Here is a 26614-nt window from a genome sequence, read left to right on the forward strand (position 1 = left end):
CACCGCGGGCGGTGCCCCCGTACCGGGCGGGCGGGCGCTCAGGTGCCGCGCACCGCCCGCCGCAGCCGGGTGGCCGCCGCCGCCCGGGGCGCGTTGTCGGCCGGGCGGCGCCGGGGGTGGACTGTGTTGGCCAGCAGGACCAGGAACGTGTCCGTCGCCGGGTCCAGGACCAGGGAGGTGCCGGTGAACCCGGTGTGGCCGGCCGCGCCGTGGCCCGCGAGGGTGCCCATGAACCAGGGCTGGTCGAGGGCGAATCCGAGACCGGGCGGGGTGAGGAGGAGCTCGACGAAGTCGGGGCCGAGGATGCGGGCGGGGCCGTAGGAACCGCCCGCGAGCAGGGTGCGGCAGAACACGGCCAGGTCGCGTGCGGTGGAGAACAGTCCGGCGTGACCGGCCACCCCGCCGAGCGCCCAGGCGTTCTCGTCGTGCACGACGCCCCGCAGCATGCCCCGGTCCGCCTTGGCCCGGGGCCGCCGCTGGTCCTCGGTGGCCGCCGCGCCCGGGCACGGTCCGAAGGCGGTGGCGTTCATCCCGAGGGGACGGGTGATGCCGTCGCGGACGAGGACGTCGAGCCCCCGGCCGGTGACGCGCTCCAGCACGAACTGGAGCAGGAGCAGATTGACGTCGGAGTAGCGGTACTCGCCGGGCTGCGACGAGGGGGCCTCCGCCCGCAGCAGCGCCAGCCGGGCCGCGTCGTCCGGGCAGTCGTACAGCGGGAGTTCGGGGCGCAGCCCGGAGGTGTGGGTCAGCAGCTGCCGCACGGTGATGCCGTGCTCGCGGGCCGCGCGGAACTCCGGCAGATACGCGCCGACGCGCGCCTCGATGCCCAGCGTGCCGCGCTCCAGCTGCTGCACGGCGGCGACCGCGGTGAACAGCTTGGTGAGGGAGGCCAGGTCGAAGGGCGTGTGCACGGTCATCGGCACCCGCGCCGTCGGCGGCAGCTCGATCCCGGTGTCCTTGTCGAAGTCGTGGGCCGAGTAGCGCACGGCCCATCCCGCCGCCTCCTCGACGGCGATGACCGGGCCCCGCCCCGCGACCACCACGACGCCCGCGGCCCACGGGTCGGCCCCGCGGGTGAGGGCGCGGACCTCGTGGACCAGCCGCCGCAGTTCACCGGAGTCGAGTCCGGCCCGTTCCGGCGTACCGGTCCGCAGTCGTGGTGCGCTCAGTTCCCCGCCCCTATTCCGTTCGCAGTGGGTCCCGTCCGCCGGGGACGGCACAGTCCCACGAAGCAGCCGACGGCGACCAGAGCGGCCACCAGCTGGACAACGGCCATGGGGACGGCGGTGTGCTCCCCCGCGATGCCGACGAGTGGTGAGGCCACCGCGCCGATGAGGAAGGAGGTGGTGCCGAGCAGCGCGGAGGCGGAACCGGCCGTGTTCCGTACCCGCATGAGGGCGAGCGCCTGGGTGTTGGGCAGGGCCAGGCCCATGGCGGACATCAGCACGAACAGCGCGGCGGCGACCGGGGCGAGCCCGACCGGGCCGAGGGCGCCGGTGGACATCAGGAGCAGCGCGGTCGCGGCGAGGACGACCAGGGCGAGGCCGGTGGCGAGGACCTTCTCCAGGGCGACCCGGCCGACGAGCAGCTTGCCGTTGACCTGGCCCGCGATCACGAGGCCGACGGAGTTCGCGCCGAAGAGCAGGCTGAAGGTCTGCGGCGAGGCCCCGTACAGGTCCTGGATCACGAACGGGGAGGCCGAGATGTAGGCGAAGAGGGCCGCGAAGGTGAAGCCGCCCGCGAGCATGTACCCGGCGAAGACGCGGTCGGCGAGCAGCCCGCGCATGGCGCGCACGGCCTCACGGGCGCCGCCGCCGTGCCGGTCCGCCGGTTCGAGGGTCTCGGGCAGTCGCGCCCAGACGAGGGCCGAGAGCGCGATGCCGACGGCGGTGAGGACCACGAACACGCCCCGCCAGTCGGTGAAGCGCAGGATCTGTCCGCCGATGAGCGGCGCGACGACCGGGGCGACGCCGGAGATCAGCATGAGGGTGGAGAAGAAGCGGGCCATGGCCACGCCGTCGTACAGGTCGCGCACGACGGCGCGGGCGATCACTATCCCGGCCGCGCCCGCGAGCCCCTGGACGAGGCGCAGGGCGACCAGGAGCCCGACACCGGGCGCGAGGGCGCACAGGGCGGTGGCGACGACGTAGACGGCGAGACCGGCGAGCAGCGGCCTGCGGCGGCCGAACCGGTCGCTCATGGGCCCGACGACGAGCTGCCCCAGCGCCATTCCGGCCAGGCACGCGGTGAGCGTGAGCTGGACGGTGGAGGCGGGGGCGTGCAGGGAGCGGGTGACCTCCGGCAGCGAGGGGAGGTACATGTCCATCGCGAGCGGGGGTGTGGCGGTGAGCCCGCCGAGGACGAGGGTGACGAGGAGTCCGGTGCGGCCCGGCGCGCCGGGTCCGGTGCGCGGCGGCGGTGCGGCGGCCTCGGCGCCGCCGGCCGGCGGCCCCCCGTCGGCGACCGCGGGTGCGGCGACCCCGGGCGCGGTGCCCGCGGTACGTGCCTGCGGTATGTGCCCTCGCGGGTCTTCCTGGTCCCGCGTGGTGCGGCCACGCTCGGGCATGTGCCCCCCTCTCCGGATGATGCGGCCCCCTATGCTCTCAGTTCGGACGGCGGGTTCGGAGTCACGGATCAAGGGGCGGGCATGACGGGCGAGCGTGAACGCGTGCGGTGGGGGATTCTGGCGACCGGCGGGATCGCCGCGGCGTTCACGGCGGACCTGGTGGACATGCCGGACGCCGAGGTGGTGGCCGTCGCCTCGCGCTCGGCCTCCTCGGCGAAGGCGTTCGCGGAGCGGTTCGGGATTCCGCGGGCCTACGGGGACTGGGCCTCGCTCGCCGCGGACGAGGACATCGACGTCGTGTACGTCGCCACTCCGCACTCGGCGCACCGGGTGGCCGCCGGGATGTGCCTGGAGGCGGGACGCCATGTGCTGTGCGAGAAGGCGTTCACGCTGAACGCGCGGGAGGCCGGGGAACTGGTCGCGCTCGCCCGTGAGCACGACCGGTTCCTGATGGAGGCCATGTGGATGTACTGCAATCCGCTGGTCGGACGGCTGAAGGCGCTGGTCGACGACGGGGTGATCGGTGACGTGCGCACGGTGCAGGCCGACTTCGGTCTGGCCGGGCCGTTCCCGCCCTCGCACCGGCTGCGGGACCCCGCGCAGGGCGGTGGCGCGCTGCTCGACCTCGGCGTCTATCCGGTGTCGTTCGCGCAGTTGCTGCTCGGGGAGCCCTCGGACATCGTCGCGAGAGCGGTGCTCTCCGACGAGGGCGTCGATCTCCAGACGGGTGCGGTGCTCTCCTTCGAGAGCGGTGCTCTGGCTTCGGTGCACTGCTCCATCAACGGTGGCACCCCCGTGGCCGCCTCCGTCACCGGCTCCGCGGGCCGCATCGACGTCCCGGGCGGCTTCTTCTTCCCGGACCACTTCGTCCTGCACCGCGACGGCCGCGAGCCGGAGACCTTCCGCGCCGACCCCGCCTCCGGTCCCCGCACCAGCCTCAAGCACGAGGCCGCCGAGGTGATGCGCGCGCTGCGCGCCGGCGAGACCGAGTCCCCGCTCGTCCCGCTGGACGGCACGCTCGCCGTGATGCGCACGCTCGACACGATCCGGGACCGCATCGGTGTGCGCTATCCCGGTGAGGCGGCGCAGTAGCCGAAGTACCGCTCCCCCCTACGGCATATGACGGAGCGACAGCCGGACACGCCCCGTCTCGCGCCAGGTGAGGCCGTCTCCCACGTATCGGGGAGACCAGCGGTTCACCAAGGAACGGTCAACGCCGCAACCCTCACATACGGAAGCCGAATCTCCGGACCATATAAGCCGTTGATGCGCTTATGCTCGTCATCTCCCCCCTCAGAGCTTCACAGTTGAAGCACACGACTTCGGTACGGCCATGGTCCACACCGATGGGGGAGGTGACAGCCGCCCCGTGGCCCGGGTGGGGGCGCAGCTCGCGCGGGACGCGAGATGTGCACCGGACCGCGGAGCGGCTGTCCCGTCGTCGGCGCCCGTCACCGGCGCCTGCGGTGCCCCTCCGACTCGGCCGTCTCGGCCGGCTCGCCCGCCGGCCGGCGCCTGCGGTTGCGCAGCGCGAGCGCGCCGCCCGCGAGGAGCGCCGCAGCCGCCCCGGCCCCGCCGACCAGTCCCCACGGCGCGCCGTCCGCGTGCCCGCCCGTCGCCCGGCCCGGAGCGCCCGCCGCGGCCGTCGCCGCCTTGCGGGAGGGCGCCGCGCTCGCGCCGCCCTCGCTGAGCGGCTCGACCAGCGTGCCGACCGGCTCGGCGTGCGCGCCCTTGCCGAAACCCCAGTCGAACAGCTGGGCCGTCTCCTCGTAGACGCCGCTGCCGCCGCTCTTGGGGTGCATCACCGTGACGAGCAGGGTCCGGCCGCCACGGGTCGCCGCACCGGTGAAGGTGTTGCCGGCGTGACTGGTGTAGCCGTTCTTCACCCCGATCAGCCCGTCGTAGGGCCGTACGCCCCACGCGCCCGTCAGCAGACGGTCGGTGTTCTGGATCTGGAAGGTCTTCTTGCCGCCGGCCGGGAAGTCCGCGGTCTTCGTCGAGCAGTAGCCGCGGAAGGCGGCGTCCGCGAGACCGTGCCGGGCGAAGAGCGTCAGGTCGTACGCGGACGACAGCTGGCCCTTGTGGTCGAAGCCGTCGGGGCTGACGACATGGGTGTCCAGGGCCTGGAGGTCCTTCGCGAGCGCCTGCATCTCGGCGACGGTGGCCGGGACGCCTCCGTTCATATGGCTGAGAACATGCACCGCGTCGTTGCCGGAGCGCAGGAAGACGCCCTGCCACAACTGCTCGACGGTGTAGGTGATGCCGGGCTTCACCCCGACGAGGCTGGAGCCCGCGGGGACGTCGGCGAGGTCCGCGTCGACGACCTTGTACGTCTGCGCGCGCTCGAACTTCTTCAGCACGGCGTCCGCGAACAGCATCTTCAGCGTGGAGGCGGGCGGCAGACGCAGATGCGCGTTGTACGAGGCGAGCACCTCACCGGTGGTGTGGTCCGCGACCAGCCAGGAGCGGGCGGTGAGGTGCTTGGGCAGCCCCGGCGCGCCGCTCGTCTGGACCCCGGGGCGGGCCAGTCTCGCACCACCGACCGCCGTCGTGGCGTACGCGGTGGTGGCCGTCGCGGCGGCGAGGGGGACGGCGGCGGCGAGGCCCAGAGCGGCACGGCGGGAGAGGCCGGAAGAATCACGCATCCCGGGACCGTACAAAGTCCGTCCGCCAAGCACGACAGCGGGGTCACAAAGAGAAGGAATGACGCTTCCAAAGCGGGGGCAAAACAGGGCGTGACGGCGCCGGCTCACCCGTCGGCGGCGGGCCGGCGAGCCGCCGCGAATATCCGCGGCGCGGGACCGCCCGCCCGTGGTGCGGGTCACTCAACAGGGCTTTCCTGGCAATGGGCCCTCGAAAGACTGAGAAGGGGCTGTCTGACCCAATATTGATTCCGGGGTCCGGATTCTCAGCCCGCGCACATCCCTTGCTCAGCCCGGCGCAAAGGTTCCTCCCTAGCTTGTGACTGCGCCCAACAGGGGGGCGCCGAGAACCTTTGAGGAATGGGATGTTTGGCATCTATCTCAAGCGTGAGCTGAGCCGGCGCAAAAAGGCGGCACTGGTGATCGCCATGGGTCTGGCGCTCGGTATCGCGCTGGTCATCACCGTCAGCTCGGTGTCGGCCGGCATGCAGCAGGCCCAGGACAAGGTCCTGAAGTCGCTGTACGGACTCGGCACGGACATGACCGTCACCAAGGCCCAGGCCGCACCGACGGGCAGCTCCTCCGGCCGCCCGAAGTTCGACTTCGACGCCAAGTCGAGCGGCAGCAAGAAGCAGAGCTCGGACCGGGTGATGACACAGGGCGGGCAGACGCTGAAGTCCTCCCTGGTCACCGAGGTCTCCGCGCAGAAGGGCGTGGAGAGCGCGGTGGGTTCGCTGAGCCTGAACGTCGTCAAGGTCGACGGCTCGTTCACCCAGGGCAAGGCGAAGTCCTCGACGTCGAACGCGCAGGGCGGCCCCGGTGGTCAGGGCGGCAGCAGCGGAACGCCCCAGGTGCAGGGCGGCGGCGCCTCCTTCGACGTGAACTCCTACTCCGTCGCGGGCGTCGACGTGGGCCACCAGGGGCTCGGCCCGCTGGCCACCTCGAAGATCACCACGGGAAGGACCTTCACGTCGGCGCAGACCTCCGCGAAGGTCGCGGTGCTCAGCAAGTCGTACGCCAAGGAGAACAAGTACAAGGTCGGCTCGACCCTCAAGATCTCCGGCACCGCGTACAAGGTCATCGGCATCGCGACGCCCGACAGCAGCGAGTCGACCACCGACGTCTACCTGCCGCTGAAGCAGGCCCAGACCCTCGGTGACGCCAAGAACAAGGTCACCACGATCTACGTCAAGGCGACCGACTCCCAGCAGATCTCCGCGGTCAAGACGGCCATCCAGAAGAACATCTCCGGGACGACGGTCACCACTTCGGCGGACCTCGCGAACACCGTCTCCGGCTCGCTGTCCACCGCCTCGAACCTCGCCACGAACGTCGGCAAGTGGCTGTCCGTCGCGGTCCTGGTCGCCGCGTTCCTGGTCGCGGCGCTGCTCACCTCCTCCGCCGTATCCCGACGGGTCCGCGAGTTCGGCACCCTGAAGGCGCTCGGCTGGCCGTCCCGGAAGGTCACCCGGCAGGTCGTCGGCGAGTCCGTCGTCAACGGTCTGCTCGGCGGCGCCCTCGGCATCGCCCTCGGACTCGCCGCGGCCTACACCGTCACCGCGATCAGCCCGAAGCTGACGGCGGAGCTCGGCTCCACCGCGGGCTCCGGCGGACCCGGCGGCATGGGCGGCCCCGGCGGCCCGGCCGCCTCAGCGGCCAAGAACACCGTCGACATCGCCCTGTCCGCCCCGGTCTCGGTCACCACCATCGCGCTCGCCGTGGGACTGGCCGTCACCGGCGGTCTGATCGCCGGCGCGATGGGCGGCTGGCGCGCCTCCCGGATGCGCCCGGCGGACGCGCTCCGCAGCGTCTCCTAACCCGCCCCCGGGCACTTCCCCGCGTCGGGGCGCCGCGTCCACTCCCCCGGGACACGGCGCCCCCACCCCCTTCATCCTCGGAGAACCCTCATGTACAAGCTCACCGGCGTCAGCAAGCGCTACACGCGGGGCAAGGAGACGGTCGAGGCCCTGCGAGGCGTCGACCTCACCATCGAGGACGGCGACCAGCTCGTCATCCAGGGCCCCACGGGCGGCGGCAAGTCGACGCTGCTCCAGATGATCGGCGGGCTCGACCGGCCGACCTCCGGCTCCGTCGAGCTGGACGGCGTCAACCTCGCCGCCATCAGCGAGGCCAGGCTGACCCGGCTGCGGGCCGAGAAGATCGGCATCATCTTCCAGTCGTTCAACCTCATCCCGACACTGACCGCACAGGAGAACGTCGAGACCGCCCTCGTACCCCTCGGGGTCAAGCCCGCCGAACGGCGCGAGCGGGCCGCCGAGGCGCTGCGCTCGGTCGGTCTCGGCGAACGGCTCACGCACGTCCCGACCGAGCTGTCCGGTGGTCAGCAGCAGCGCGTCGCCATCGCCCGGGCCCTGGTCAAGAAGCCGAAGGTGCTGCTCGCGGACGAGCCGACCGGCAACCTCGACGAAGGCACCCGCGACGACATCATGGGCCTGCTCGAAGGGCTCTGGCACGAGTACGGGCTGACGTTCGTGATGGTCACCCACGACTCGTCCATCGCCCGCCGCGCCCCGCGCCTCGCGACCATCAAGGCCGGGCAGATCACCCTGACCGAGCAGGCCGGCGTCCGCCGGGCCGCCCCCGCGCAGGACAGCCCCCTCCCGTTGCCCGAGCAGGGCCGGTACGGCCAACAGCCTTACGTGGCCGAGCAGTTCGCGCAGGAGCAGTACGGCTCGGCCCAGCGCCACTGAGCCCCGCGCCGTCCGGGCCGCTCACCGCACCTCGGTGAGCGGCCCTTCGGCGTTCACGCCTGGCCGGTCTCGAAGCGGCTGATCCGGCCGTCGTCGCCGACCGTGAAGGTCCACCTGGTCTTCATCTCGCCCCAGGTGTCGTTGCGGTACCGCACGAGGAGGCAACGCCCGCCGGCGGACTCGCTGTCGACGTCCATGTGGCCGCGCGAGGAGAAGATCTCCCGGTCGGTCCAGTCGGCGACGTCACGGTCGGATCCGTCGTCCGACATGGTGGCGGCCGGAGCGAGCAGCCCCTCGAAGGCGGTCCGGTCATGGGCGTTCACCGCGGTGACGAAGGCCCGGACCGCCGGGTCGCTGAGTCGCGTTACCTGAATGGTCATGGGAGCCACCCTCACACCGGCTTACCGCACCCGCCACCCGATCGGCGGCGCGGGCCCGCCGGTCCGGTTCGATCGGTGCGACGGTGGAACCTGGGAGGGGACCGTTGCCGCTGCCTGGACTGGGAGTCACCGTGACCTGTATCGACCGGCGTGATCTGGGACTGCTGCTGCTCCGTCTGAGCACGGGCGGTGTGCTGGCCGCGCACGGAGCGCAGAAGCTGTTCGGCTGGTTCGGGGGCGGCGGCATCGAGGGCACCGCACGGGGCATGGAGGCCATGGGGTACCTGCCCGGGAAGGAGAGCGCCCTGGCGGCGGGTCTCGCGGAGGCCGGTGGCGGCACCCTGCTGGCGCTGGGTCTCGCCACCCCCGCGGCCGGTGCCGCGGCGGCCGGGGCGATGGCGGGCGCGACGGCGGTGCACGCGGAGAACGGGTTCTTCGCGCAGGGGGGCGGCTACGAGTACTCGGCCGCGCTCGGCCTGGCGGCGGTGGGCCTCGCGGTGTCGGGCCCCGGGCGGCTGTCCCTGGACCATCTGACGTGCAACGTGCTGAACCGGGGCTGGATGGTGCCGATCACGCTGGGGGCGACGGCGGTCGCGACCGCCGTCGTCGTGGGTGCCCGCGGCAAGCGGCTGCGCGAGGCACGGGAGGGCAAGCAGGAAGCCCTGTTCGAGGAGTAGGGGTCGGCTCCCCACCTCAGGGGGAGGCTCGCCCCATGGCTGATCACCCCGCGGACGCCGCGGACGACGACACGACCGGACAGACGGGCACAGGCACTGGTGCCCGCACAGGCACTGGTGCCGGCACCGGCGCCGGCAGGTCCGGGCCCATGGACGACGGCGCGTCCGGGCGCCCCGGCGGTGGCGCCTCCGGGCGGGGCGCCGACGGCACGGACCCCTGGCCCACGATCGACCGGCTGCACGCCTGGCTGGACGCCGGGCGGGCGCTCGGCGGCCGGGAGGGGGTGCTGCTGCGGGTCCTGAAGCTGTCGGAGGAGGTCGGCGAGGTCGCCCAGGCGGTGATCGGCGCTACGGGCCAGAATCCGCGCAAGGGCGTCAGCCACACCTGGGACGACGTCCGTGCGGAGTTGTGCGACGTGGTGATCACCGCGATGGTGGCGCTGCGCACGCTCGCGCCGGACGCGCGCGAGCTCTTCACCGCCCATCTGGCGTCGGTGGCCGGCCGTTCGCTCGGCGGCCCGCCGGCTCCGGCGGATTCCGGTGGCTGTCCGAGCGCTGGACCGTCAACTCCCTGACGGGCACCCGTACATGCCTCAGGGCTCGGCCCCGGTCCGTGGACCGGGGCCGAGCCCTGAGGGCAGACGAGTCGGGCTGTACGCCGGGTTCTGTCGCCCGGTCGCCTCGCGGCGGCCGGGGAGACGGCCATCCATCTAGGGCCGGCGTTGCCGCCGGCCTCGTGCGGTCTACCCGCGGACTCGGGCGAGCAGCCCTCGAACGTCCGCGCAGAGCCGCCTTCCCTCGCGAGAGAGCGGCTCCTCTTGACCTTGCTCCGGGTGGGGTTTACCTAGCCGCCTGAGTCACCTCAGGCGCTGGTGGTCTCTTACACCACCGTTTCACCCTTACCGTGAACCGGAGTTCGCGGCGGTCTACTTTCTGTGGCACTGTCCCGCGGGTCACCCCGGGTGGCCGTTAGCCACCACCCTGCCCTGTGGAGCCCGGACGTTCCTCGGGAAGGTCCACAAGAACCTCCACGCGGCCGTCCGCCCGGCTCGTCTGCCGTGCCGACCATGGTACCGGGCGGGCGGGTCGCCGGGGACCGGCGGTGGCCGTGGCCAGGACGGAGCCGGCGAGGATGAGGGCGAAGGCGGCGAGGATCCCGGGCGTCAGACGTTCGTCCAGGAGGAGGGCGCCCGCCGCGACCGCGACGGCCGGGTTGACGTACGTGATCACCGTCGCCCGGGTCGGGCCCGCCTCCTTGATCAGTTCGAGGAAGGCCACGAAGGCGACCGCCGTGCAGATGACGCCGAGGCCCGCGAGGGCGGCCAGGACCTGGCCGGACGGTATCGCCTGCGGCCGGGTGAGCGCCGCCGCGGGGGCGTAGACCAGGGCCGCGAGCGCCAGGCAGGGGGCCGTCAGATGCAGCGAGGGCACGTCCTTGAGCCGGCGGGCCACGATGAGCGGCGCGGTGGCGTAGCCGACGACCGTCAGCAGCACCTCGACGAGCGAGCGAGCGTCACCGCCGGTCAGGTGCGGTGCCGTCAGGACCGCGACCCCGGCAAGGCCCAGGGCGAGGCCCGCGAGGCGCCGGGCGCCGAGCCGTTCCGTGTCACCGAGGAAGCGGGCCGCGGCCACGCCGACGATCGGCACACCGGCGATCAGCAGGCCCGCGGTGGAGCTCGACAGATGCCGCTCGGCGTCCGTCAGGGTCCACCAGGGGACCATGATCTCGATGACCGCGAAGGCCAGCATCGGGCGCCAGTGGGCCCGTACGGTTTCCACCAGGCCGCTCCGGCGGATCGCGAAGGGGAGCAGCAGCGCCGCGCCGACGGCACAGCGGGTGAACACCACCACCGACGGGGACACCTCGTCCACCGCCACTTTGATCATCAGATAGGGGATGCCCCAGATCACTCCCATCAGGGAGAACAGAAACCAGCCGCGTGCAGTCATGCGGGCAGTCTCGGTCACCGGCCCGCGGCACGTCTTGAACGCTGTTGCGCCCCGGGCGAGGTGCCCAGCACGCTCGCGCGGTACGCCGCCGGGGTCACACCGAGCACGCGGCGGAACCAGCGGGTCAGATGCGCCTGGTCGGCGAAGCCCACGAGCGCGGCGGCCTCGGCGGGGCGCAGCCCGGACTCCAGGAGCCGGCGGGCCCGGTTCACCCGGTACTGGGCCAGCCAGGCGTAGGGCGGTATGCCCGTCGTCGTACGGAAGGCGCGCAGGAGCTGGTAGCGGGACAGGCCCAGGTCCTGGGCGAGCGAGGCGAGGGAGGGCGGGTCCTGGAGCTCGCCGGCCAGGCGGTCCCGTACGGCCTCGGCTATGCGCGCGGCGCCGGGGACCTGGTCGCGGTCGGGGCGGGCGGTGGAGTGGCGCCGGGTCAGCGCGGCGAGCAGCCACGGGAGCCGGGACTCGGCCTCCAACGGGTCGGGGCAGAGGCTCAGTTCGGTGTGCGCGGCGCGCAGCGCGGCGGCGAGTTCGGGGTCGTCGAGCAGCCCTTCGCGAAAGTGCGGGAGTCCGCCGAGCGCGCCCTCGCAGAGCAGGGACGGCTCCGCGTACAGGGCGCGGTAGGCGTAGCCGTCGCAGGCCGCGGGGCCGCCGGTGTGCATCTCGCCGGGGGCCAGTACGACGATGGACCCGGGGCCGGTGCGCAGCTGGCCGCCGCGGTAGCCGATGAGCTCCGAGCCGCCGACGCTGACACCGATGGTGAACTCGTCGTGGGTGTGGGGGGCGTAGCGGTGCCGGTCGAAGCGGGCGGTCAGCAGGTCGAGGGGCCGGCCGTCGCGGCCGAGGGTGGCCCGGGTCCAGCGGGTCTCCTCTTTACCGGTGTACTCGGTCGTGCCGATCGCGGCGTGCTCGGTCGTGCCGGTCACGGGGTACTCGGTCGTGCCGATCCCGGTGGGCCTGGTCGTGCCGGTCACGGGGTCCTCGGTCATGCCGATCGCGGCGTGCTCGGTCGTGCCGGTCACGGGGTCCTCGGTCATGCCGATCGCGGCGTGCTCGGTCGTGCCGGTCACGGGGCACTCGGTCGTGGCCACTTCTCCCCCTTGCCGCCGTGGTCGCGCGCGTCGGCCGCGTCCGCTCTCTACGGGGGCAACACCGGTGTCCCCCGATTCCATGCCGGTGGCCGGCACCGGGATCAGGCCGGTTCGAACCGCACCTTCGCCGTGCCGGGGTCGGCGCCGGTGAGCCGGACGCGCAGGCGTTCGCCCAGCGGGAGTTCGGCGGTACCGCCCGAGATCCGGGCGAAGACCGCCGGGGATTCCAGCTGCACGGTGCCGACGGTGGGGTCGTGTTCCTGTACGTCCACCACACAGGCCTCGAAGAGCTCGCCGACCCGGTCCTTGAGGAGCGCGGCCTCCACGATGTCGACGCACTCGCGCTCGACGGTGCCCGCGCGGCGGCTGCCCTCGGCCATCTCCTTGGGCAGGGCGTCGAGCACCGCGAGGACCCACTCGGGGGTCGGCAGCCCGGCGGCGGCCGCGAGGCAGATCTCCGAGGCGTAGCGGTCGACGAGTCGCCGCAGCGGGGCCGTGCAGTGGGCGTAGGGCGCGGCGACGGCGGAGTGCACGGTCACCTCGGGGAGCGCCCCGTCCCGGAAGACGGTGTACCCGGCGCCGCGCAGCAGGGTCGTGCACTCCTGGAGGAAGGCCGCGTGGTGCGGCAGGTGCGGGTCGAGGGAGCGGACGAGCCGCGCGTACGAGACGTGGTGGGGCCAGTCGATGCGCAGCGCCCGGGCGGTGCGGCGCAGCCGTCCGACGGCCCCGTCGGGCGCGGCGGGCAGGGTCCGCAGCACGCCCGTGCCGTGGTCGAGCATCAGCTCGGCCGCCGCCATGCCGGTGAGCAGGGAGATCTGCGCGTTCCAGCCGTCGGCGGGCAGCGGGGCGCGGTAGGCGAGTTCGTACGTCCCGTCCTTCTCGACGATCTCCTGTTCGGGCACGTTGAGCGAGATGCCGCCGCGCTCGACCTCCAGGGCCTCGCGCAGGGTGCCGATCTCCTTGAGCAGGGCGAGGGGTTCCTCCGCGGTCCCGTCGTCGATCCGGCGCTGCACGCCCGCGTAGTCGAGCTTGGCGCGGCTGCGGACGAGGGCGCGGCGGACGTCGGTGATCTCGGCGCGGCCGTCCGTGCCGAGGTCGATCGTCCACAGGACGGCCGGGCAGGTCTGGCCCGGGAGGAGGCTCGCGGCGCCCTCGGAGAGCCGGGGCGGGTGGAGGGGGACCTTGCCGTCCGGGAAGTAGAGGGTCGTCACGCGCCGGTGCGCCTCGGCGTCCAGGGCTCCGCCGGGCGCCACGAAGGCGGCGACGTCGGCGATGGCGTACTGGACGCGGTAGCCGCCCCGCTCGCGGCGGGAGAGGTGCATCGCCTGGTCGAGGTCCTCGGACGTCGGCGGGTCGATGGTGAAGAGGGGAAGGTCCGTCGCGTCGTACGCGGGCAGGCGGGCCGGCGGGCCCACTTCGGCGAGGACGTCGGCCGGGAAGCTCCCGGGCACGCCGAGCTCGGTCCGCAGGGCGCGCAGAGCGGCTCGCAGCGGGGCCTGGGCGGCGCCGGTGACGCGGACGTGACGGCGAGGCATGGGTCGAGCGTAGGCCGGGGGCATCGGTTGAGCACGCGGAGGGACGGGGGCGGTCCACGGCCCGGACGGCGGGGAAGACCCTCCGGCCCCACCCCGTAGGCTGGCGGCGGTCCGTATCCACCGTGAGGAGAACCCACCGTGCTCGTGCTGCTGCCGCCTTCCGAGGGCAAGGCACCCTCCGGCCGGGGAACCTCGCTCAAGCCGGAGTCGTTGTCCCTGCCCGGTCTCGCCGAGGCGCGTCGGGCGGTCCTCGACGAGCTGGTCGAGCTGTGCGTGGCCGACGAGGACAAGGCCCGCGAGGTCCTCGGACTGAGCGAGGGCCTGCGGGGCGAGATCGCGAAGAACACGGAGCTGAGGACCGCGGGCACGCGCCCGGCCGGGGAGATCTACACCGGGGTCCTTTACGACGCCCTGGACCTGGCCTCGCTGGACACGGCCGCCAAGCGGCGCGCGGGCCGCTCGCTGCTCGTCTTCTCCGGGCTGTGGGGCGCGGTGCGGGTCACCGACCGGATCCCCTCGTACCGCTGCTCGATGGGCGTGAAGCTGCCGGGGCTCGGAGCGCTGGGCGCGCACTGGCGTACGCCGATGGCGGCCGCGCTTCCCGAGGCCGCGGGCGACGGGCTCGTACTGGACCTGCGCTCCTCGGCGTACACCGCGGCGTGGAAGCCGCGGGGTGAGGTGGCCGACCGGACGGCGACCGTACGGGTGCTGCACGCGCAGCTGGTGGACGGGGTCGAGAAGCGTTCCGTCGTCAGCCACTTCAACAAGGCGACCAAGGGCAGGATCGTCCGCGGCCTGCTCGCCGCGAACGCCGCACCGAAGAACCCGGCGGAGCTGGTGGAGGTCCTGCGGGATCTCGGCCACACGGTGGAGGCGCAGGCCCCCGGCGGGAGGGGCCGGCCGTGGGCGCTCGACGTGGTGGTGCGGGAGATCCACTGAGGGCCGGGCACGCCGTATCCCCCCTAGGCGTCCCAGCCTCCCCTCTATCACGTTGCAACATGCGCAACGACCTTTGCGCAGGGTGCGACCCCCCGGCAGGATGAGGGCATGCCGTCGTCCTCACCCCCGTCCTCGCACGCCTCCGTCCTGGATCTCGCACCCGTCGTCCCCGTCGTCGTGATCGCGGACGCCTCCGACGCGGTGCCGCTGGCCCGGGCGCTGGTCGCCGGCGGACTGCCCGCGATCGAGGTGACGCTGCGGACCCCGGCGGCGCTCGACGCGATCCGCGCCGTGGCGGCCGAGGTCCCGGACGCGGTGGTGGGCGCGGGCACGGTCCTGACACCGGGGCAGGTGGCCGAGTCGGTGGCCGCGGGCGCCCGTTTCCTGGTCAGTCCCGGATGGACGGAGGGGCTTCTCGACGCGATGAAGGCGTCCGGGGTTCCGTTCCTGCCGGGGGTGTCCACGGCCTCCGAGGTGGTCGCGCTGCTGGAGCGCGGGGTGCGCGAGATGAAGTTCTTCCCCGCGCAGGCGGCGGGCGGTACCGCCTATCTGAGCTCGCTGGCCGGACCGCTTCCGCAGGCGCGGTTCTGCCCGACGGGCGGCATCGGCCCCGAGTGCGCGCCGGACTACCTCGCCCTTCCCAACGTCGGCTGCGTGGGCGGCAGTTGGATGCTCCCGCCGGACGCGGTCGCCGCACGGGACTGGCGCCGGGTGGAGGACCTGGCCCGAGCCGCGTCGGCGCTGCGCCGGTAGCCGCGGAACGGCGCGACCCGGCCCGCTCGGCTCGGCCTGGCTCGGCTCGGCCTGGCTCGGCCTGGCTCGGCTCAGCTCACCCGGATGACCACCTTGCCGAAGGGCGCGCCGCTCTCGTAGTGGCGGAACGCCTCCCCCACCTCGTCGAACCCGAGGACGCGGTCGACGACCGGGCGGGTGCCGTGCAGCTCCAGGGCCCTGTTCATGGACTCGAAGTGCGCGCGGCTGCCCACGAAGACCCGGCGGATCGTGGCCAGACTCGACGCGTACGCCGTGTTGGAGATCTCGATCCCGGGCCTGCGTTCGTTCCCGGTGATCAGGAGCACGATCTGGCCGTAGAGCGCGGTGGCGCGCATCGACTGCTCGATGGTGTCGGGCCCGTTGGTCTCCACGACCAGATCGGCACCCCGACCGCCGGTCAACTCCCTTACGACGTACCCCCATTCGGGATGCTCGACGTAGTCGACTACGTGGTCGGCGCCGAGCGCCTTGAGCCGGTCGGCCCTGGTGGTGTCCGAGGTCGTCACGATCACCTCGGCGCCCAGCATCTTGGCGAACTGCACGACGAAGAGGGACAGCGGCCCGGTGCCGAGGGTGAGCACGGTCCGGCCGGGGGCGATCGGCTCGCCGCCCGTCAGGGAGTGCCAGGCGGTCACCCCGGCACAGGGCAGACAGGCCGCCTCCTCCCAGGTCAGATGGCCGGGAACGCGCACCACGGCGTCCTGGCCCAGACAGGCGTACTCGGTCAGCATGCCGTCCAGGGTGGCACCGGGCTGGTCGAACCGGTCCGCGGTGATGCGGCCGTCGGGCCAGTTCGGGAAGTACGTGCTCGCCACCCGGTCGCCCACCGCGAACCGGGTCACCTCCGCGCCCACCGCGACGACCTCCCCCGCTCCGTCGCTCAGCGGGATCACGTCCGGCACGGCCTTGAGCGGGTAGGTCCCCCTCAGGATCAGCAGGTCGCGCTTGTTGAGGGAGACGGCACGGACGCGGACGAGGAGTTCCCCGGGTCCCGGTTCCGGGCGGGCCGACTCGCGCGGCACGATCCCGTCGACGGTGCCGGGGGTTTCGAGGTGGTAGGCGCGCATGTCCGCTCCCTGAGTGAGGTCCCGAGTGGTCGCGTCCATGCTGGTGCGGTCCGGTGCCCGGCTCAATTCCCGGCAGGGTATGGCGAGTTCCGTCAGGCCGCTCATCCGCGGTGCCGTGGTGCCGTCGTGCCGTGGTGCCGTCGTGCCGCTCATCCGCGGTGCCGTCGTGCTGCGTGTCGTGCCGCCGTGCCGGCGTCGCGGGCGTGACGTACAAATGGCCGCATGACGAGCGCCCTCCCCACCGAGCCCCCTCTCTTCGCCCGGGAGCTGTCGCGCTGGCGGCACGCGCGCGGGGTGAGCCAGTTGGAGCTCGCCTCCCGCGCGGGCACGACCCAGCGGTACGTCAGTTTCATCGAGCGCGGGCGTTCGGTGCCCGGCAGGGAGATCGTGATCAGGCTCGCCGAGTCACTGGAGCTGACCCTGCGGGAGCGCAACGCGCTGCTCCTGGCGGCCGGTTACGCTCCCGCCTTCGCCGAGTCGCCGCTCGACGCGGCCGCGCTGGAGCCCGTACGCGAGGCACTGGACGGCATCCTCGACGGGCATCTGCCGTATCCGGCGGTGGTGACGGGGCCGCGGGGTGAACTCGTCGCCGCCAACGCCGCGTTGGACATCCTGTCCGAGGGAGCGGCGCCCGAACTGCTGGAACCGCCGGTGAACGTGCTGCGACTGGCCCTGCATCCGCGCGGGATGGCCCCACGGGTGGTGAACCTCGACACCTGGGGCCGGCACATCGTGGAGAACCTGCGGGCCCGCGCCGTGCGCAGCCCCGATCTCCGACTCGATCCACTGGTCGAGGAGTTGACCCGGTACGTGCCGGTGAGCGAGCCCGGCGCGGACCATCTCGGCTTCGCCGTGCCGCTGCGACTGCGGTGTCCCGAGGGCGAGTTGCGGCTGCTCACCACGCTCACCTCGTTCGCGACCGCGGTGGACGTCACGCTCGCCGAACTCCATCTGGAGGCGTTCCTCCCGGCGGACCGTGAGACCGCCGGGATCCTCCGGGACCGCGCCGCCCGGCGGGTCTGAGGCCGCCCCCGGGCGGCGCCGGGGAGCGGCCGGGGTCAGCGCAGGTGCGAGGTGTCGTTGAACAGGCGGACGCTCGCGTTGCCGTCCCCGTAGTACGCCACCGCCGACAGCGACGCCGCCGACAGTTCCATCCGGAACAGGGACTCCGGCGGGGCGCCGAGGGCCAGTCGGACCAGGGTCTTGATCGGGGTGACGTGCGTGACGAGCAGGACCGTGCGGCCGGCGTGGGCGGCGATCAGCTTGTCGCGGGTGACCGCCATGCGGAGCGCCGTCGCGGCGAAGCTCTCGCCGCCGCCGGTCGGTTCGGCCTCCGGGGAGGCGAGCCAGGCGTTCAGGTCGTCCGGGTGGCGCTCGCGCACCTCTCCGAAGGTCAGGCCCTCCCAGGCGCCGAAGTCCGTCTCGCGCAGGCCGTCCTCGACGGTGACGTCCAGGCCGAGCCGGGCGGCGACGGCCGCGGCGGTCTCGCGGGTGCGGGCCAGCGGGGAGGCCACGACGGCCTGGATGGTGCCGCGCGCCGCCAGCGCCGCGGCCACGCGCTCCGCCTGCTCGCGGCCCACGTCGGACAGCGAGGGGTCGCTGCCGCCGCTGCCCGAGAAGCGCTTCTGCGGGGTCAGGGGGGTCTCGCCGTGCCGGAGCAGGACGAAGGTGGCGGGGGCGCCCATGTCGGGGGGTGCGCTCCAGCCTGCGGCGGGGGTGGTGGCGGCCACGTTTCTCGCGGCCCGCTCGTCGTCGCCGACCGCTCCGGCTCGGCCGGTGTCACCCGGCCCCGCGGGCGGCTTGCCGGCTTCGCCGCCGGGTGACGGGGTGCCACCGGACGTCGTCTCCCGGCTGCCGGCCGTCGCGGGCCGGTCGCGCAGTTCCTCGTGTCCCTTGCGGGGCGTTGCTCCTCGGGTCTCCTTCAGGGCTGCTCGGGCCCTTGCCGCTCCCGCTGTCGCGTCGCCGGGTGGGCCCGTCGGGTCCGGGGTCGCGGAGCGGGTCGCGCGGGTGTTCAGCTCGGCGGTCGACGCGGACGGGGACCAGGGCTCGCCGCGCTTGCCCGCGTCCATCGCCTCGTTGGCCAGCCGGTCCGCGTGCTTGTTGCGCTCGCGCGGCATCCACTCGTACGTGACCTGGGAGCCCGGGAGGACCCCGGCCGCCCGGGCCGCGAGCGGCTTCATGTCCGGGTGCTTGATCTTCCAGCGCCCGGACATCTGCTCCACGACGAGCTTGGAGTCCATCCGGACCCTGACCCGCGCGGTCGCGTCGAGGTCGCGGGCCGCCTCCAGACCGGCGACCAGACCGCGGTACTCGGCGACGTTGTTGGTGGCCACGCCGATGTACTCGGCGCGCTCCGCCAGCGTCTCCCCGGTGGCCGCGTCGATGACCACGGAGCCGTAGCCCGCGGGCCCCGGGTTGCCCCGGGAACCGCCGTCCGCCTCGACGATGAACTCCCGCACGAGCCGGACTCCCTACAGGCCGGACTCGGACGTACGCACCAGGATGCGCTGGCAGTTCTCGCAGCGCAGCACGGCGTCGGGAGCGGCCGCCTTCACCTCGTTGACCTCGGTGATGTTGAGCTCCAGGCGGCAGCCCTCGCAGCGGCGCTGGAAGAGCCGGGCGGCACCGACGCCACCCTGCTGGAGGCGCAGCTTGTCGTACAGCTTGAGCAGGTCGGCGGGCACGGAGGCGGCGATGACCTCGCGCTCCTTGGTGGCCGTGGCCACCTCGCCGTCGAACTCCTCGAAGGCGGCGTCACGGCGCGCGGTCGCGTCGTCGATCTTCCCCTGCACGGAGGAGACCCGCTCGGTGAGCTCGGCGACCCGCTCCTGGGCGGACTCGCGGCGCTCCATGACCTCAAGGACGACGTCCTCGAGGTCGCCCTGGCGCTTGGCGAGGGAGACGATCTCGCGCTGGAGGTTCTCCAGGTCCTTGGGCGAGGTGACGGCGCCCGAGTCGAGGCGCTGCTGGTCGCGGACGGCGCGCTGACGCACCTGGTCGACGTCCTGCTCGGCCTTGGTCTGCTCGCGGGCGCAGTCGCTCTCCTCGGTCTGCGCGGCGACGAGCAGGTCGCGCAGCTGGGTGAGGTCCTTGGTCAGCGACTCGATCTCGGCGTGCTCGGGCAGCGACCTCCGCTTGTGCGCGAGCTGCTGCGCACGGGAGTCGAGGGCCTGGACGTCGAGAAGTCGGATCTGGTCGGCGGGCGCGGCGTTCAGTTGGGGGCTCCTGAGGTGTCGTTGTGTGAGGCCGCGTGGGCGGTCCAGGGGTCGGTGACCGTCCGGGAGACGTGGACGCGCAGTCCCCATCCCTTCCGGTCGGAGATCTCGTCGAGCTGGGCGGCGGCCAGCTCGCACCAGGGCCACTCGGTGGCCCAGTGCGCCGCGTCGAGCAGCGCGAGAGGACTGTGGGCGCGGGCCTCCGACACCGGGTGGTGCCGCAGGTCCGCGGTGAGGAACGCGTCCACACCCGCGGCGCGCACGTCGTCGAAGAGGCTGTCGCCGGAGCCGCCGCTGACGGCGACGGTCCGTACGAGCGCGTCGGGGTCGCCCGCGACGCGGATGCCCTGCGCGGTGGCGGGCAGCCGCTCGGCGGCCCGGGCGGCGAGGTCGCGCACGGTCAGCGGATGGTCGAGCTCGCAGACGCGGCCGAGGCCACGGCGTCCCTCGGGGTCGGTGGCGTCCGGGACGAGGGGCCGTACGACCCTGAGGTCCAGCGCTCCGGCCAGCGCGTCGCTGACTCCCGGATCGGCGCGGTCGGCGTTGGTGTGGGCGACGTGCAGCGCGATGTCGTTCTTGATCAGCGTGTGCACGACCCGGCCCTTGAAGGTGCCGGCCGCCACGGTCGTCGTACCGCGCAGATAGAGCGGGTGGTGGGTGACGAGGAGGTCGGCCTCCAGCTTCACCGCCTCGTCGACGATGTCCTGGACCGGGTCGACGGCGAACAGGACGCGCGTGACCTCCTGGTCGGGGTCGCCGCAGACGGTGCCGACCGCGTCCCACCCCTCGGCCCGCTCCGGGGGCCAGAGGGCGTCGAGCGCGGCGATGACTTCAGACAGACGGGGCACGGGGAAAGGCTACCTGCCCCAGGTCCCTGTCCGGCCGGTCGCGGACCACGGACCCGTACGGAGCGGTGCCCGCGCGGACGGCGGGCACGCGGGACCCGCGTCCGGACGGCGGGCGCCGCCCGGTTCACGGCACACGACCGCGCACGGCTTCCCGCCATCCTTCAGCACATCCGTCCCGTTCCCTCAGGCGAATCCGGACACGGCCACCCTTATGTGTGAAGCAGCAGCCCGTCGCCTCCCCGCCTGTGCGTGCGAAAACTACCTTCGTCGCCGGAGGTGACCGAACGATGACGGCCGGTGCGAGAGAACCCCTGGTGCGGAGCGAGCACGTGAACGGCGCCGGGCACGGTGACGTCGCGAGCCGGTGGGCCGCTCCTCCCGGCTGTGTGATCACCGCCGACGGGGCCTACGGGGCACGGCTCGCCCACGACGGCGAGTGCTGGTATCCGGAGCGCTGGACGCTGGACGGACCCGAGCCGTACGCCGTACCGCTGCCCGGTCCGCAGCCCGAGGAGCCCGGCACCGAGGTGCTGCCGCTGTCGGACGGCAGGGTCCTGATCCATCGCGTGGACGACGGACGCCACACGTTCGCCCTCCTGTATCCGACCGGTCCAGGCACGGGCGAGCTTCCGCTCGGCGCGGTGGAGTGCCCGGACGCCGGCACGGTGCTGCGGCTGCTGCCGCCCTCGCCGGACGGCGAACGCGCCTACGCCCTCGCGGTGGGCCGGGGCTCGACGGCGGTGTGGCTGGTGGCGGGCGGCGCGTTCGGCCCGGAACACCTGGCCGAGGTGCCGGGCCACTGCTCGGGAGGGGTCTGGCTGGACGGCACGGGGCGCCTGCTCGCGCTGGACCGGTCCCAGAACGGCCGCACCAAGACCGTGGTCGTCGACCTGGAGCGCAACGGTGAGGTGTCACCGCTCCTCCAGATCGCCGAGCACAGCAACGACCGGCTGCTCCTCGCGGACGCGGACAGCGGGCTGCTGCTGATCCGCTCCGACGCGCCCTCCCCCGGCCGGGACCGGCTCGGCTGGGGCGTGCTCGGCAGCACCCTGCCCGTCCGCTTCCCGGACTGTCTGAGCGCGACGGGCTGCTCGATCAGCCCCTTCGCGATCCAGCCGGGCCAGGTGCTCACCCCGGAGTCCTGCGCGGTCGCCCTGCGCCTCGACGGACCGGGTGGCACCTGGGTGGGTGTGTGGCGCCCGTCCGAGCGCCGGATCCACCATCGCCCGGCGCCCGAGGGCTGGCTCTCCGGCACCGGGCTGTGGACCGCCGAGGGGGTGCTCCGGCTGCCGTACGTCACCGGGGGCGTCCCGTGCGGTGTCGCGCGACTGGAGGCCCCCGACGGGGCCGGGGAGCGGGACCCGGGGGATCCGGTTCTCCCCGGTCTCCCCGCGCCGCGACCGGTCCCTCTCCAGCAGGCGCCCCTGCGGACCGCCCGTCCGGCCGACCCGTCCCGGCAGGCTCCGGCGGTCGACCTGCCCCGGGCGATCCCGGCCCATCGGGCACTGAGCGACGGCGTCGCCCGCGCCCGCCAGGACGGAGCGGCCCGGGCCCTCGACGGGCCCATGGCAGCGCGGACCGGCACGGGCGCCGGGACCGAGGGCCCGCAGGCGCCGTCGATCATGCCGTCGATGATGACGAGTCTCACCCTCAGGCACCCGTCCGCCTCGTCCGCCGAGGCGCCCGGGGCGGACCCGTACTCCGGCCGGCAGGCGGACGGGGCGCTGCCGCCCGTCGTACAGCTCCCCGGGGGGAAGGCCGAACCCCTCCCGCCGGCCGCGCCGCCCGCCCCCGAGGCCGCCGGACCGGTCCGGCCCAGCCGCTGGACCAGGGTCCCCCGGCCGCCCGCGCCCATGTTGTCCGCGTCCAGCCCCATGAAGCCCGCGCCCACGACGTCCGCGCCCATGCCCATGGAGTCGGCGCCCATGGCACCCGCGCCGCGGCTGACTCGCCGGGCCGGGCCTGCCGGACCACCGACGACCGAGTCGAGCCTCTGGACCAAGGTCGCCGAGACACCTCCGCCCGGCATGGGCCTGCGGACCAGGGCCGACGGGACACTCCCGGGCGGCATGACCGTCGTCATCGAGACGACCGAGCCGATTCCACCGGCCGTGTCGATCGGTGCCGGCCTCGGCACGGAAACGCCCCCGGACACCGGCGCCGACGTCGGCATGATCACGTCCATCAAGGCTCCGGCTCCGGCTCCGGCTCCGGCTCCGGCTCCGGCTCCGGCTCCGGCTCCGGCTCCGGCCGCTCCACTGCTCTGGACCAAGGTCGCCGAAACACCCCCGCCCGGCATGCGCTTCGGTGCCCGCGCGCGTTCGATGCCCCCGGACGCCGACCCTCCCGGGAGCGGGACCTCCACCGCTCCGCCGTCCGTCGGCGAGTTCAGGGGTCAGGTCACCCTGCGCCCCCTCCCCGGCGCACCGCAGACGCCCGGGGACGTGGAATCCGGCGGTCCGTGTGTACTAGCCCACACGGACGAGGAGAAAAGGGACGGCACGGGCGAAGAAACGTCACCCTCCGACTCCCGTGCGATGACCGCACGTTAGACTCCCCCGGCTGTAAAGAAGGATCTTGCATACGGGGTGAACACTTCAATGAACGACACCAGCACCATGGAAGCGCCGGTCGGGGACGTCCACGAGATGTCGGCGACCGGGTCCGAGGGCCACGGCAGACACCGCGGCCCGGTCTCGGGCCACGACGACGAGGCGACCCCTCACGGCCGCCACCGCAAGCCGTCCGGCCAGCAGGCCACGACGGCCTGACGGTACGAAGAGAGCCCTGCCGACCAGGGCACACCGAACGACACACGGCCCCGCTCGCACCATGGCGAGCGGGGCCGTATCGGTTCGGGCCGGTCCGAGGGCGCAATCCGTTCAGTGAGGGGAACCCTCCCGCTTGAGCGCCAGCACCTCCGCCGCCGCGAACGTCTCCCCGCGCGGCCGGTCCGCGTAGTACGGCGTGAGCAGGGCGTCGAGTTCGTCGTGGCTGAACGTGTCCTGCTTGCTGTCGAACTTCGCCGCCACCCGGGGCCGTTCGACGACCGCGACCATGCCGCCGTGCACCACGAGGAGCTGTCCGTTGACGTGTGCGGCCGCGGGAGAGGCCAAGTAGCCCACGAGCGGGGCCACATGCTCGGGGGCGAGCGGGTCGAGACCGTCCTCGGGCCGGCCGAACCCGGCGAAGACGTCCTCCGTCATACGGGTACGGGCGCGCGGGCAGATGACGTTGGCGGTGACGCCGTACCTGGCCAGGGCCAGTGCCGTCGAGGTGGTCAGGCCGACGATCCCGCCCTTGGCCGCCGCGTAGTTGGGCTGTCCGGCGGAGCCGGCGAGGAAGGCCTCGGACGAGGTGTTCACGATCCGTCCGTGGACGGGCCCGCCGGACGCCTTGGAGCGGGCCCGCCAGTGGACCGACGCGAAGTGGGTGGTGTTGAAATGGCCTTTGAGGTGGACCCTGACGACCGAGTCCCACTCGTCCTCGGTCATCGAGAAGACCATCCGGTCGCGCAGGATGCCCGCGTTGTTGACGAGGATGTCCAGTTTCCCGAACCCGGTGACGGCCGACTCGACCAGTTCGCGGGCCTGTTCGTGGTCGGAGACGTCCCCGGTGTGGGCGAGGGCCCGGCCGCCCGCCACGCGGATCTCGGCGGCGACCTCCTCGGCCGGGGTGGCCGAGGCCGCGCCCGATCCGTCCCGTCCGGGCTGCCCGTAGTCGTTGACGACGACGGCGGCGCCCAGCCGGCCGAGTTCCAGCGCCTCGGCCCGGCCGAGCCCGCGGCCCGCGCCGGTGACGATCGCGGTGAGCCCTTCAAGTGGCAGTGACATCAGGGTCCTTAGCGGTTGGGGTGGAGGTCCGCACCGACGGCCGCCCGGTCAGATCTCTATGCACGTCCGCAGGGCGGTGCCCGAACGCATCTGGTCGAGCGCCTCGTTGATCCCGGCCAGCGGCACCCGGTGGGTGATCAGGCCTTCGAGGTCGAGGCGGCCCGCGCGCCACAGGGCGATCGTGCGCTCGTAGGAACGAAGGACGTCGCCGCCGCCGTACATGGAGGGCAGGATGCGCTTCTCGTCGAAGAACAGCTCGAACATGTTGAGCTGAAGGACGTCGTCCATGGCGCCGGCGCCGACGACGACGAGGGTGCCGCCGCGGCGGGTGTGGTCGTAGGCGGTGCGGGCGGTGGCGGACCTGCCGACGACCTCGAAGACGTAGTCGAAGCCCTCGCCCGCGGTCACCGACTGTTTGGCGTCGGCGAGTTCGTCGGGCGAGACGGCCTTGGTGGCGCCGAAGCCGAGGGCGGCCTCGCGGCGGGAGGCGACCGGGTCGACGGCGACGATCTCCGCGGCCCCCTTCAGCCGGGCGCCCTGGATCGCGGAGATGCCGACGCCTCCGCAGCCGATCACCGCGACCGACGAACCGGCTTGCACGTCGGCGGTGTTGAGGGCCGCGCCGAGTCCGGTGGTGACGCCGCAGCCGATCAGGGCGGCTATGTCGAAGGGCACGTCGTCGGGGATGGGGACCGCGCAGCCGGCGGCGACGACGACCTCCTCGGCGAAGGTGCCGGTGCCCGCGAAGCCGAAGACGTCACCGCCGGGGCGCTTGAAGTTGGGGGTGCCGGCGTTCATGAATCCGGCCAGGCACAGTTCGGTCTGGCCCCGCTTGCAGGAGGGACAGGCACCGCAGGCGGGCAGCCAGCAGATGACGACGCGGTCGCCGGGCTTCACATGGGTGACGCCCTCGCCGACCCCGGTGACCTCGCCCGCGCCCTCGTGTCCCGGCACGAACGGCGCGGGCTGGGGCAGCACGCCGTTCATCGCGGACAGGTCCGAGTGGCACAGTCCCGTGGCCCTCACCCGGACGCGCACCTTGCCGGGTCCGAAGCCCACCGCCTCGACGTCGTCGAGGACTTCCAGTTTGTCCTGGCCTGTCTCGTGCAGTACGGCTGCGCGCATGGTGCGGCTCCCCTCGGGACGGTTCCTACGGTGTCAGACGTGATCGACGACGGTGTCGGCGAGGACCGGCGCGTCGTCCCGTTCGGCCGCGCTCACCGCCACCCGGACCGCGCCGTCGTTCCGCCACATCCGGATACGCAGGGTCTCGCCGGGGAAGACGACTCCGGCGAAGCGGGTGGTGTACGAGCGGACCCGGGTCACATCGCCGCCGAGCAGGGTGTCGACGACGGCCTTGAGCGTCATGCCGTACGTGCACAGCCCGTGCAGGATGGGCCGGTCGAACCCGGCGAGCTTGGCGAACTCGGGGTCGGCGTGCAGCGGGTTCCAGTCGCCGGAGAGCCGGTAGAGCAGGGCCTGGTCCTCGCGGACCGGGCGCTCGACGGTCCGGTCCGGCGGGCCGGAGGGGGCTTCGAGGCGGGTGTTCGGTCCCCGGTCGCCGCCCCAGCCGCCTTCGCCGCGTACGAAGATCTGGGCGTCGTTGGTCCACAACGGGCCGTCGGCGTCGGCCACTTCGGTGCGCATGACGAGGATGGCGGCGGTGCCCTTGTCGTGGACGGCGGCGATGCGCCCGGTGGCGGTGGCCGTGCCCTCGGCGGGGATCGGGCGGTGCAGCCGGACGCTCTGGCCGCCGTGCAGGACGCGGGCGAGGTCGACGTCGACGCCGGGCATGGACAGTCCGCTGATCACGCCGGGCGAGCCGGCGCCCGCGACGGTGGCGAAGCTCGGCAGGACGTGCAGCCGGGATTCGAGGGTGTAGCGCAGTTCGTCGGGGTCGGTCGCGGGAACGCCCGCGCCGATCCCCAGGTGGTAGAGCTGGACGTCCTTGTGGCTCCAGGCGATCTCGCCGGTCCGCGGCTGGGCTGCGACGGCCTTGGCGGCGTCAATGGGCATGGGGCTCCTTGCTCGACTGCGCGAAAGACCTCGGTGCGGCCGTCCGCACCGTCGGCCGCACCGAGGTCGACACTGGGCCGCGGAACCCGCTCGTTCTAGAACGCGTTCCAGTCCGGCGAACCCTTGTATAGCCCAGCGTCCAGCACTTGTGAAGACTACTGACGCCATGTCAGATGTCGGTGTCGCGCCGGTTCTTCGCGGGGGCGCGTCGCGTCGGCGGCCGTGACATTTGTCCCGGCCGATCGCCGACAATCGCCTCTGCCGGGGCACCGTCCCCGACCCTTAGCGTCGTAGCCATGACACAGACGACGGGGACGACGACGGGGGCCACGGCGGGAGAGCCGCGGGAATCGTCCGCACCACCGGTGACCGGGAC

General features: G+C 73.3%; 22 protein-coding genes, 1 other RNA gene and 2 pseudogenes. 10 read left to right on the forward strand and 15 right to left on the reverse strand.

The features are described 5' to 3' along the window. Positions 1-38: 38 nt before the first annotated feature. Together ACZ4AA_RS01045 and ACZ4AA_RS01050 are read right to left on the reverse strand one after the other, a co-directional pair. Positions 39-1220: a serine hydrolase domain-containing protein gene (locus ACZ4AA_RS01045; RefSeq protein ID WP_467593271.1), complete on the reverse strand. Its 1182-nt coding sequence runs from the start codon at positions 1218-1220 to the stop codon at positions 39-41. Then, the gene (locus tag ACZ4AA_RS01050) at positions 1166-2566 is read right to left on the reverse strand and encodes a multidrug effflux MFS transporter (RefSeq protein WP_467593274.1); all 1401 of its coding nucleotides are present in this window, start codon (positions 2564-2566) and stop codon (positions 1166-1168) included. Before ACZ4AA_RS01050 ends, ACZ4AA_RS01045 begins: the two co-directional genes overlap by 55 nt. Positions 2567-2647: 81 nt before the next feature. Here ACZ4AA_RS01050 and ACZ4AA_RS01055 point away from each other — a divergent pair, with 81 nt between their 5' ends. Continuing rightward, positions 2648-3658, forward strand: coding sequence for a Gfo/Idh/MocA family protein (locus ACZ4AA_RS01055; protein ID WP_467593276.1), 1011 nt, complete (start codon positions 2648-2650; stop codon positions 3656-3658). 359 nt (positions 3659-4017) lie between these two features. On the opposite strand, the gene ACZ4AA_RS01060 is transcribed toward ACZ4AA_RS01055, so the two are convergent. Then, positions 4018-5211, reverse strand: a complete 1194-nt coding sequence (locus tag ACZ4AA_RS01060) for a D-alanyl-D-alanine carboxypeptidase family protein (protein WP_467593279.1) — start codon at positions 5209-5211, stop codon at positions 4018-4020. 362 nt (positions 5212-5573) lie between these two features. Here ACZ4AA_RS01060 and ACZ4AA_RS01065 point away from each other — a divergent pair, with 362 nt between their 5' ends. Both ACZ4AA_RS01065 and ACZ4AA_RS01070 read left to right on the forward strand, forming a co-directional pair. After that, positions 5574-7025 (forward strand): ABC transporter permease, encoded by a 1452-nt coding sequence (locus ACZ4AA_RS01065; RefSeq protein ID WP_467593282.1) that lies wholly within the window; start codon positions 5574-5576, stop codon positions 7023-7025. Between the two features lie 90 nt (positions 7026-7115). Next, positions 7116-7802 (forward strand): annotated as a pseudogene (locus ACZ4AA_RS01070) (ABC transporter ATP-binding protein); the annotation flags it as partial. Positions 7803-7972: 170 nt separating this feature from the next. On the opposite strand, the gene ACZ4AA_RS01075 reads toward ACZ4AA_RS01070, so the two are convergent. Further along, entirely contained in the window at positions 7973-8299 is a 327-nt protein-coding gene (locus ACZ4AA_RS01075) for a nuclear transport factor 2 family protein (RefSeq protein WP_467593285.1), read from the reverse strand. A gap of 131 nt (positions 8300-8430) precedes the next feature. Between ACZ4AA_RS01075 and ACZ4AA_RS01080 the strand changes: the two genes are divergently transcribed. Then, positions 8431-8976 (forward strand): DoxX family protein, encoded by a 546-nt coding sequence (locus ACZ4AA_RS01080; RefSeq protein WP_467593287.1) that lies wholly within the window; start codon positions 8431-8433, stop codon positions 8974-8976. 149 nt (positions 8977-9125) lie between these two features. Beyond that, entirely contained in the window at positions 9126-9551 is a 426-nt protein-coding gene (locus ACZ4AA_RS01085) for a MazG-like family protein (protein ID WP_467595064.1), read from the forward strand. A gap of 63 nt (positions 9552-9614) precedes the next feature. Here ACZ4AA_RS01085 and rnpB read toward each other — a convergent pair. The 4 genes and pseudogenes from rnpB to ACZ4AA_RS01105 form a co-directional block, all read right to left on the reverse strand. Continuing rightward, an RNA gene (rnpB, locus tag ACZ4AA_RS01090) (RNase P RNA component class A) lies at positions 9615-10028 on the reverse strand. Positions 10029-10098: 70 nt separating this feature from the next. Beyond that, a pseudogene (locus ACZ4AA_RS01095) lies at positions 10099-10926 on the reverse strand (DMT family transporter); the annotation flags it as partial. Positions 10927-10940: 14 nt separating this feature from the next. Next, positions 10941-11819: an AraC family transcriptional regulator gene (locus ACZ4AA_RS01100; protein WP_467595067.1), complete on the reverse strand. Its 879-nt coding sequence runs from the start codon at positions 11817-11819 to the stop codon at positions 10941-10943. A gap of 293 nt (positions 11820-12112) precedes the next feature. Beyond that, positions 12113-13546, reverse strand: coding sequence for an RNB domain-containing ribonuclease (locus tag ACZ4AA_RS01105; protein ID WP_467593288.1), 1434 nt, complete (start codon positions 13544-13546; stop codon positions 12113-12115). Positions 13547-13684: 138 nt separating this feature from the next. On the opposite strand from ACZ4AA_RS01105, the gene yaaA reads away from it, so the two are divergent. Together yaaA and eda are read left to right on the forward strand one after the other, a co-directional pair. Then, positions 13685-14485 (forward strand): peroxide stress protein YaaA, encoded by an 801-nt coding sequence (gene yaaA / locus ACZ4AA_RS01110; RefSeq protein WP_467593290.1) that lies wholly within the window; start codon positions 13685-13687, stop codon positions 14483-14485. Between the two features lie 108 nt (positions 14486-14593). Then, on the forward strand, positions 14594-15238 hold the full coding sequence (gene eda, locus ACZ4AA_RS01115) for a bifunctional 4-hydroxy-2-oxoglutarate aldolase/2-dehydro-3-deoxy-phosphogluconate aldolase (RefSeq protein WP_467593293.1): 645 nt from the start codon (positions 14594-14596) through the stop codon (positions 15236-15238). A gap of 71 nt (positions 15239-15309) precedes the next feature. On the opposite strand, the gene ACZ4AA_RS01120 is transcribed toward eda, so the two are convergent. Further along, on the reverse strand, positions 15310-16326 hold the full coding sequence (locus ACZ4AA_RS01120) for a zinc-dependent alcohol dehydrogenase family protein (RefSeq protein ID WP_467593295.1): 1017 nt from the start codon (positions 16324-16326) through the stop codon (positions 15310-15312). Between the two features lie 222 nt (positions 16327-16548). On the opposite strand from ACZ4AA_RS01120, the gene ACZ4AA_RS01125 reads away from it, so the two are divergent. Next, entirely contained in the window at positions 16549-17349 is an 801-nt protein-coding gene (locus ACZ4AA_RS01125) for a helix-turn-helix domain-containing protein (protein WP_467593298.1), read from the forward strand. A 35-nt stretch (positions 17350-17384) separates the two neighbouring features. Here the strand turns inward: ACZ4AA_RS01125 and ACZ4AA_RS01130 are convergent, their stop codons facing one another. From ACZ4AA_RS01130 to ACZ4AA_RS01140, 3 genes are read right to left on the reverse strand one after another with little or no spacing between them, the layout of a single operon-like run. Next, on the reverse strand, positions 17385-18785 hold the full coding sequence (locus tag ACZ4AA_RS01130; protein ID WP_467593301.1) for a bifunctional RNase H/acid phosphatase: 1401 nt from the start codon (positions 18783-18785) through the stop codon (positions 17385-17387). 12 nt (positions 18786-18797) lie between these two features. After that, positions 18798-19541 carry a zinc ribbon domain-containing protein gene (locus ACZ4AA_RS01135; protein ID WP_389839726.1) on the reverse strand — a complete coding sequence of 248 codons (744 nt, stop codon included), beginning with the start codon at positions 19539-19541 and terminating at the stop codon, positions 18798-18800. Next, positions 19538-20389 carry a Nif3-like dinuclear metal center hexameric protein gene (locus ACZ4AA_RS01140; RefSeq protein ID WP_467593303.1) on the reverse strand — a complete coding sequence of 284 codons (852 nt, stop codon included), beginning with the start codon at positions 20387-20389 and terminating at the stop codon, positions 19538-19540. Before ACZ4AA_RS01140 ends, ACZ4AA_RS01135 begins: the two co-directional genes overlap by 4 nt. Before the next feature lie 287 nt (positions 20390-20676). Between ACZ4AA_RS01140 and ACZ4AA_RS01145 the strand changes: the two genes are divergently transcribed. Together ACZ4AA_RS01145 and ACZ4AA_RS01150 are read left to right on the forward strand one after the other, a co-directional pair. After that, positions 20677-22941 carry a hypothetical protein gene (locus ACZ4AA_RS01145; RefSeq protein WP_467593307.1) on the forward strand — a complete coding sequence of 755 codons (2265 nt, stop codon included), beginning with the start codon at positions 20677-20679 and terminating at the stop codon, positions 22939-22941. 48 nt (positions 22942-22989) lie between these two features. Next, entirely contained in the window at positions 22990-23160 is a 171-nt protein-coding gene (locus tag ACZ4AA_RS01150) for a hypothetical protein (RefSeq protein ID WP_467593310.1), read from the forward strand. A gap of 111 nt (positions 23161-23271) precedes the next feature. Here ACZ4AA_RS01150 and ACZ4AA_RS01155 read toward each other — a convergent pair whose 3' ends face one another. Genes ACZ4AA_RS01155 through ACZ4AA_RS01165 form a run of 3 tightly spaced genes read right to left on the reverse strand, consistent with a single transcriptional unit; the run spans position 23272 to position 26238 of the window. Then, positions 23272-24222 carry a 3-oxoacyl-ACP reductase gene (locus tag ACZ4AA_RS01155; protein WP_467593313.1) on the reverse strand — a complete coding sequence of 317 codons (951 nt, stop codon included), beginning with the start codon at positions 24220-24222 and terminating at the stop codon, positions 23272-23274. Between the two features lie 48 nt (positions 24223-24270). After that, positions 24271-25347 carry a Zn-dependent alcohol dehydrogenase gene (locus ACZ4AA_RS01160; protein ID WP_467593316.1) on the reverse strand — a complete coding sequence of 359 codons (1077 nt, stop codon included), beginning with the start codon at positions 25345-25347 and terminating at the stop codon, positions 24271-24273. A gap of 33 nt (positions 25348-25380) precedes the next feature. Next, positions 25381-26238, reverse strand: coding sequence for a MaoC/PaaZ C-terminal domain-containing protein (locus ACZ4AA_RS01165; protein WP_467593318.1), 858 nt, complete (start codon positions 26236-26238; stop codon positions 25381-25383). Positions 26239-26614: the final 376 nt, after the last annotated feature.

This window comes from Streptomyces sp. NPDC024698 (genome assembly GCF_055559015.1).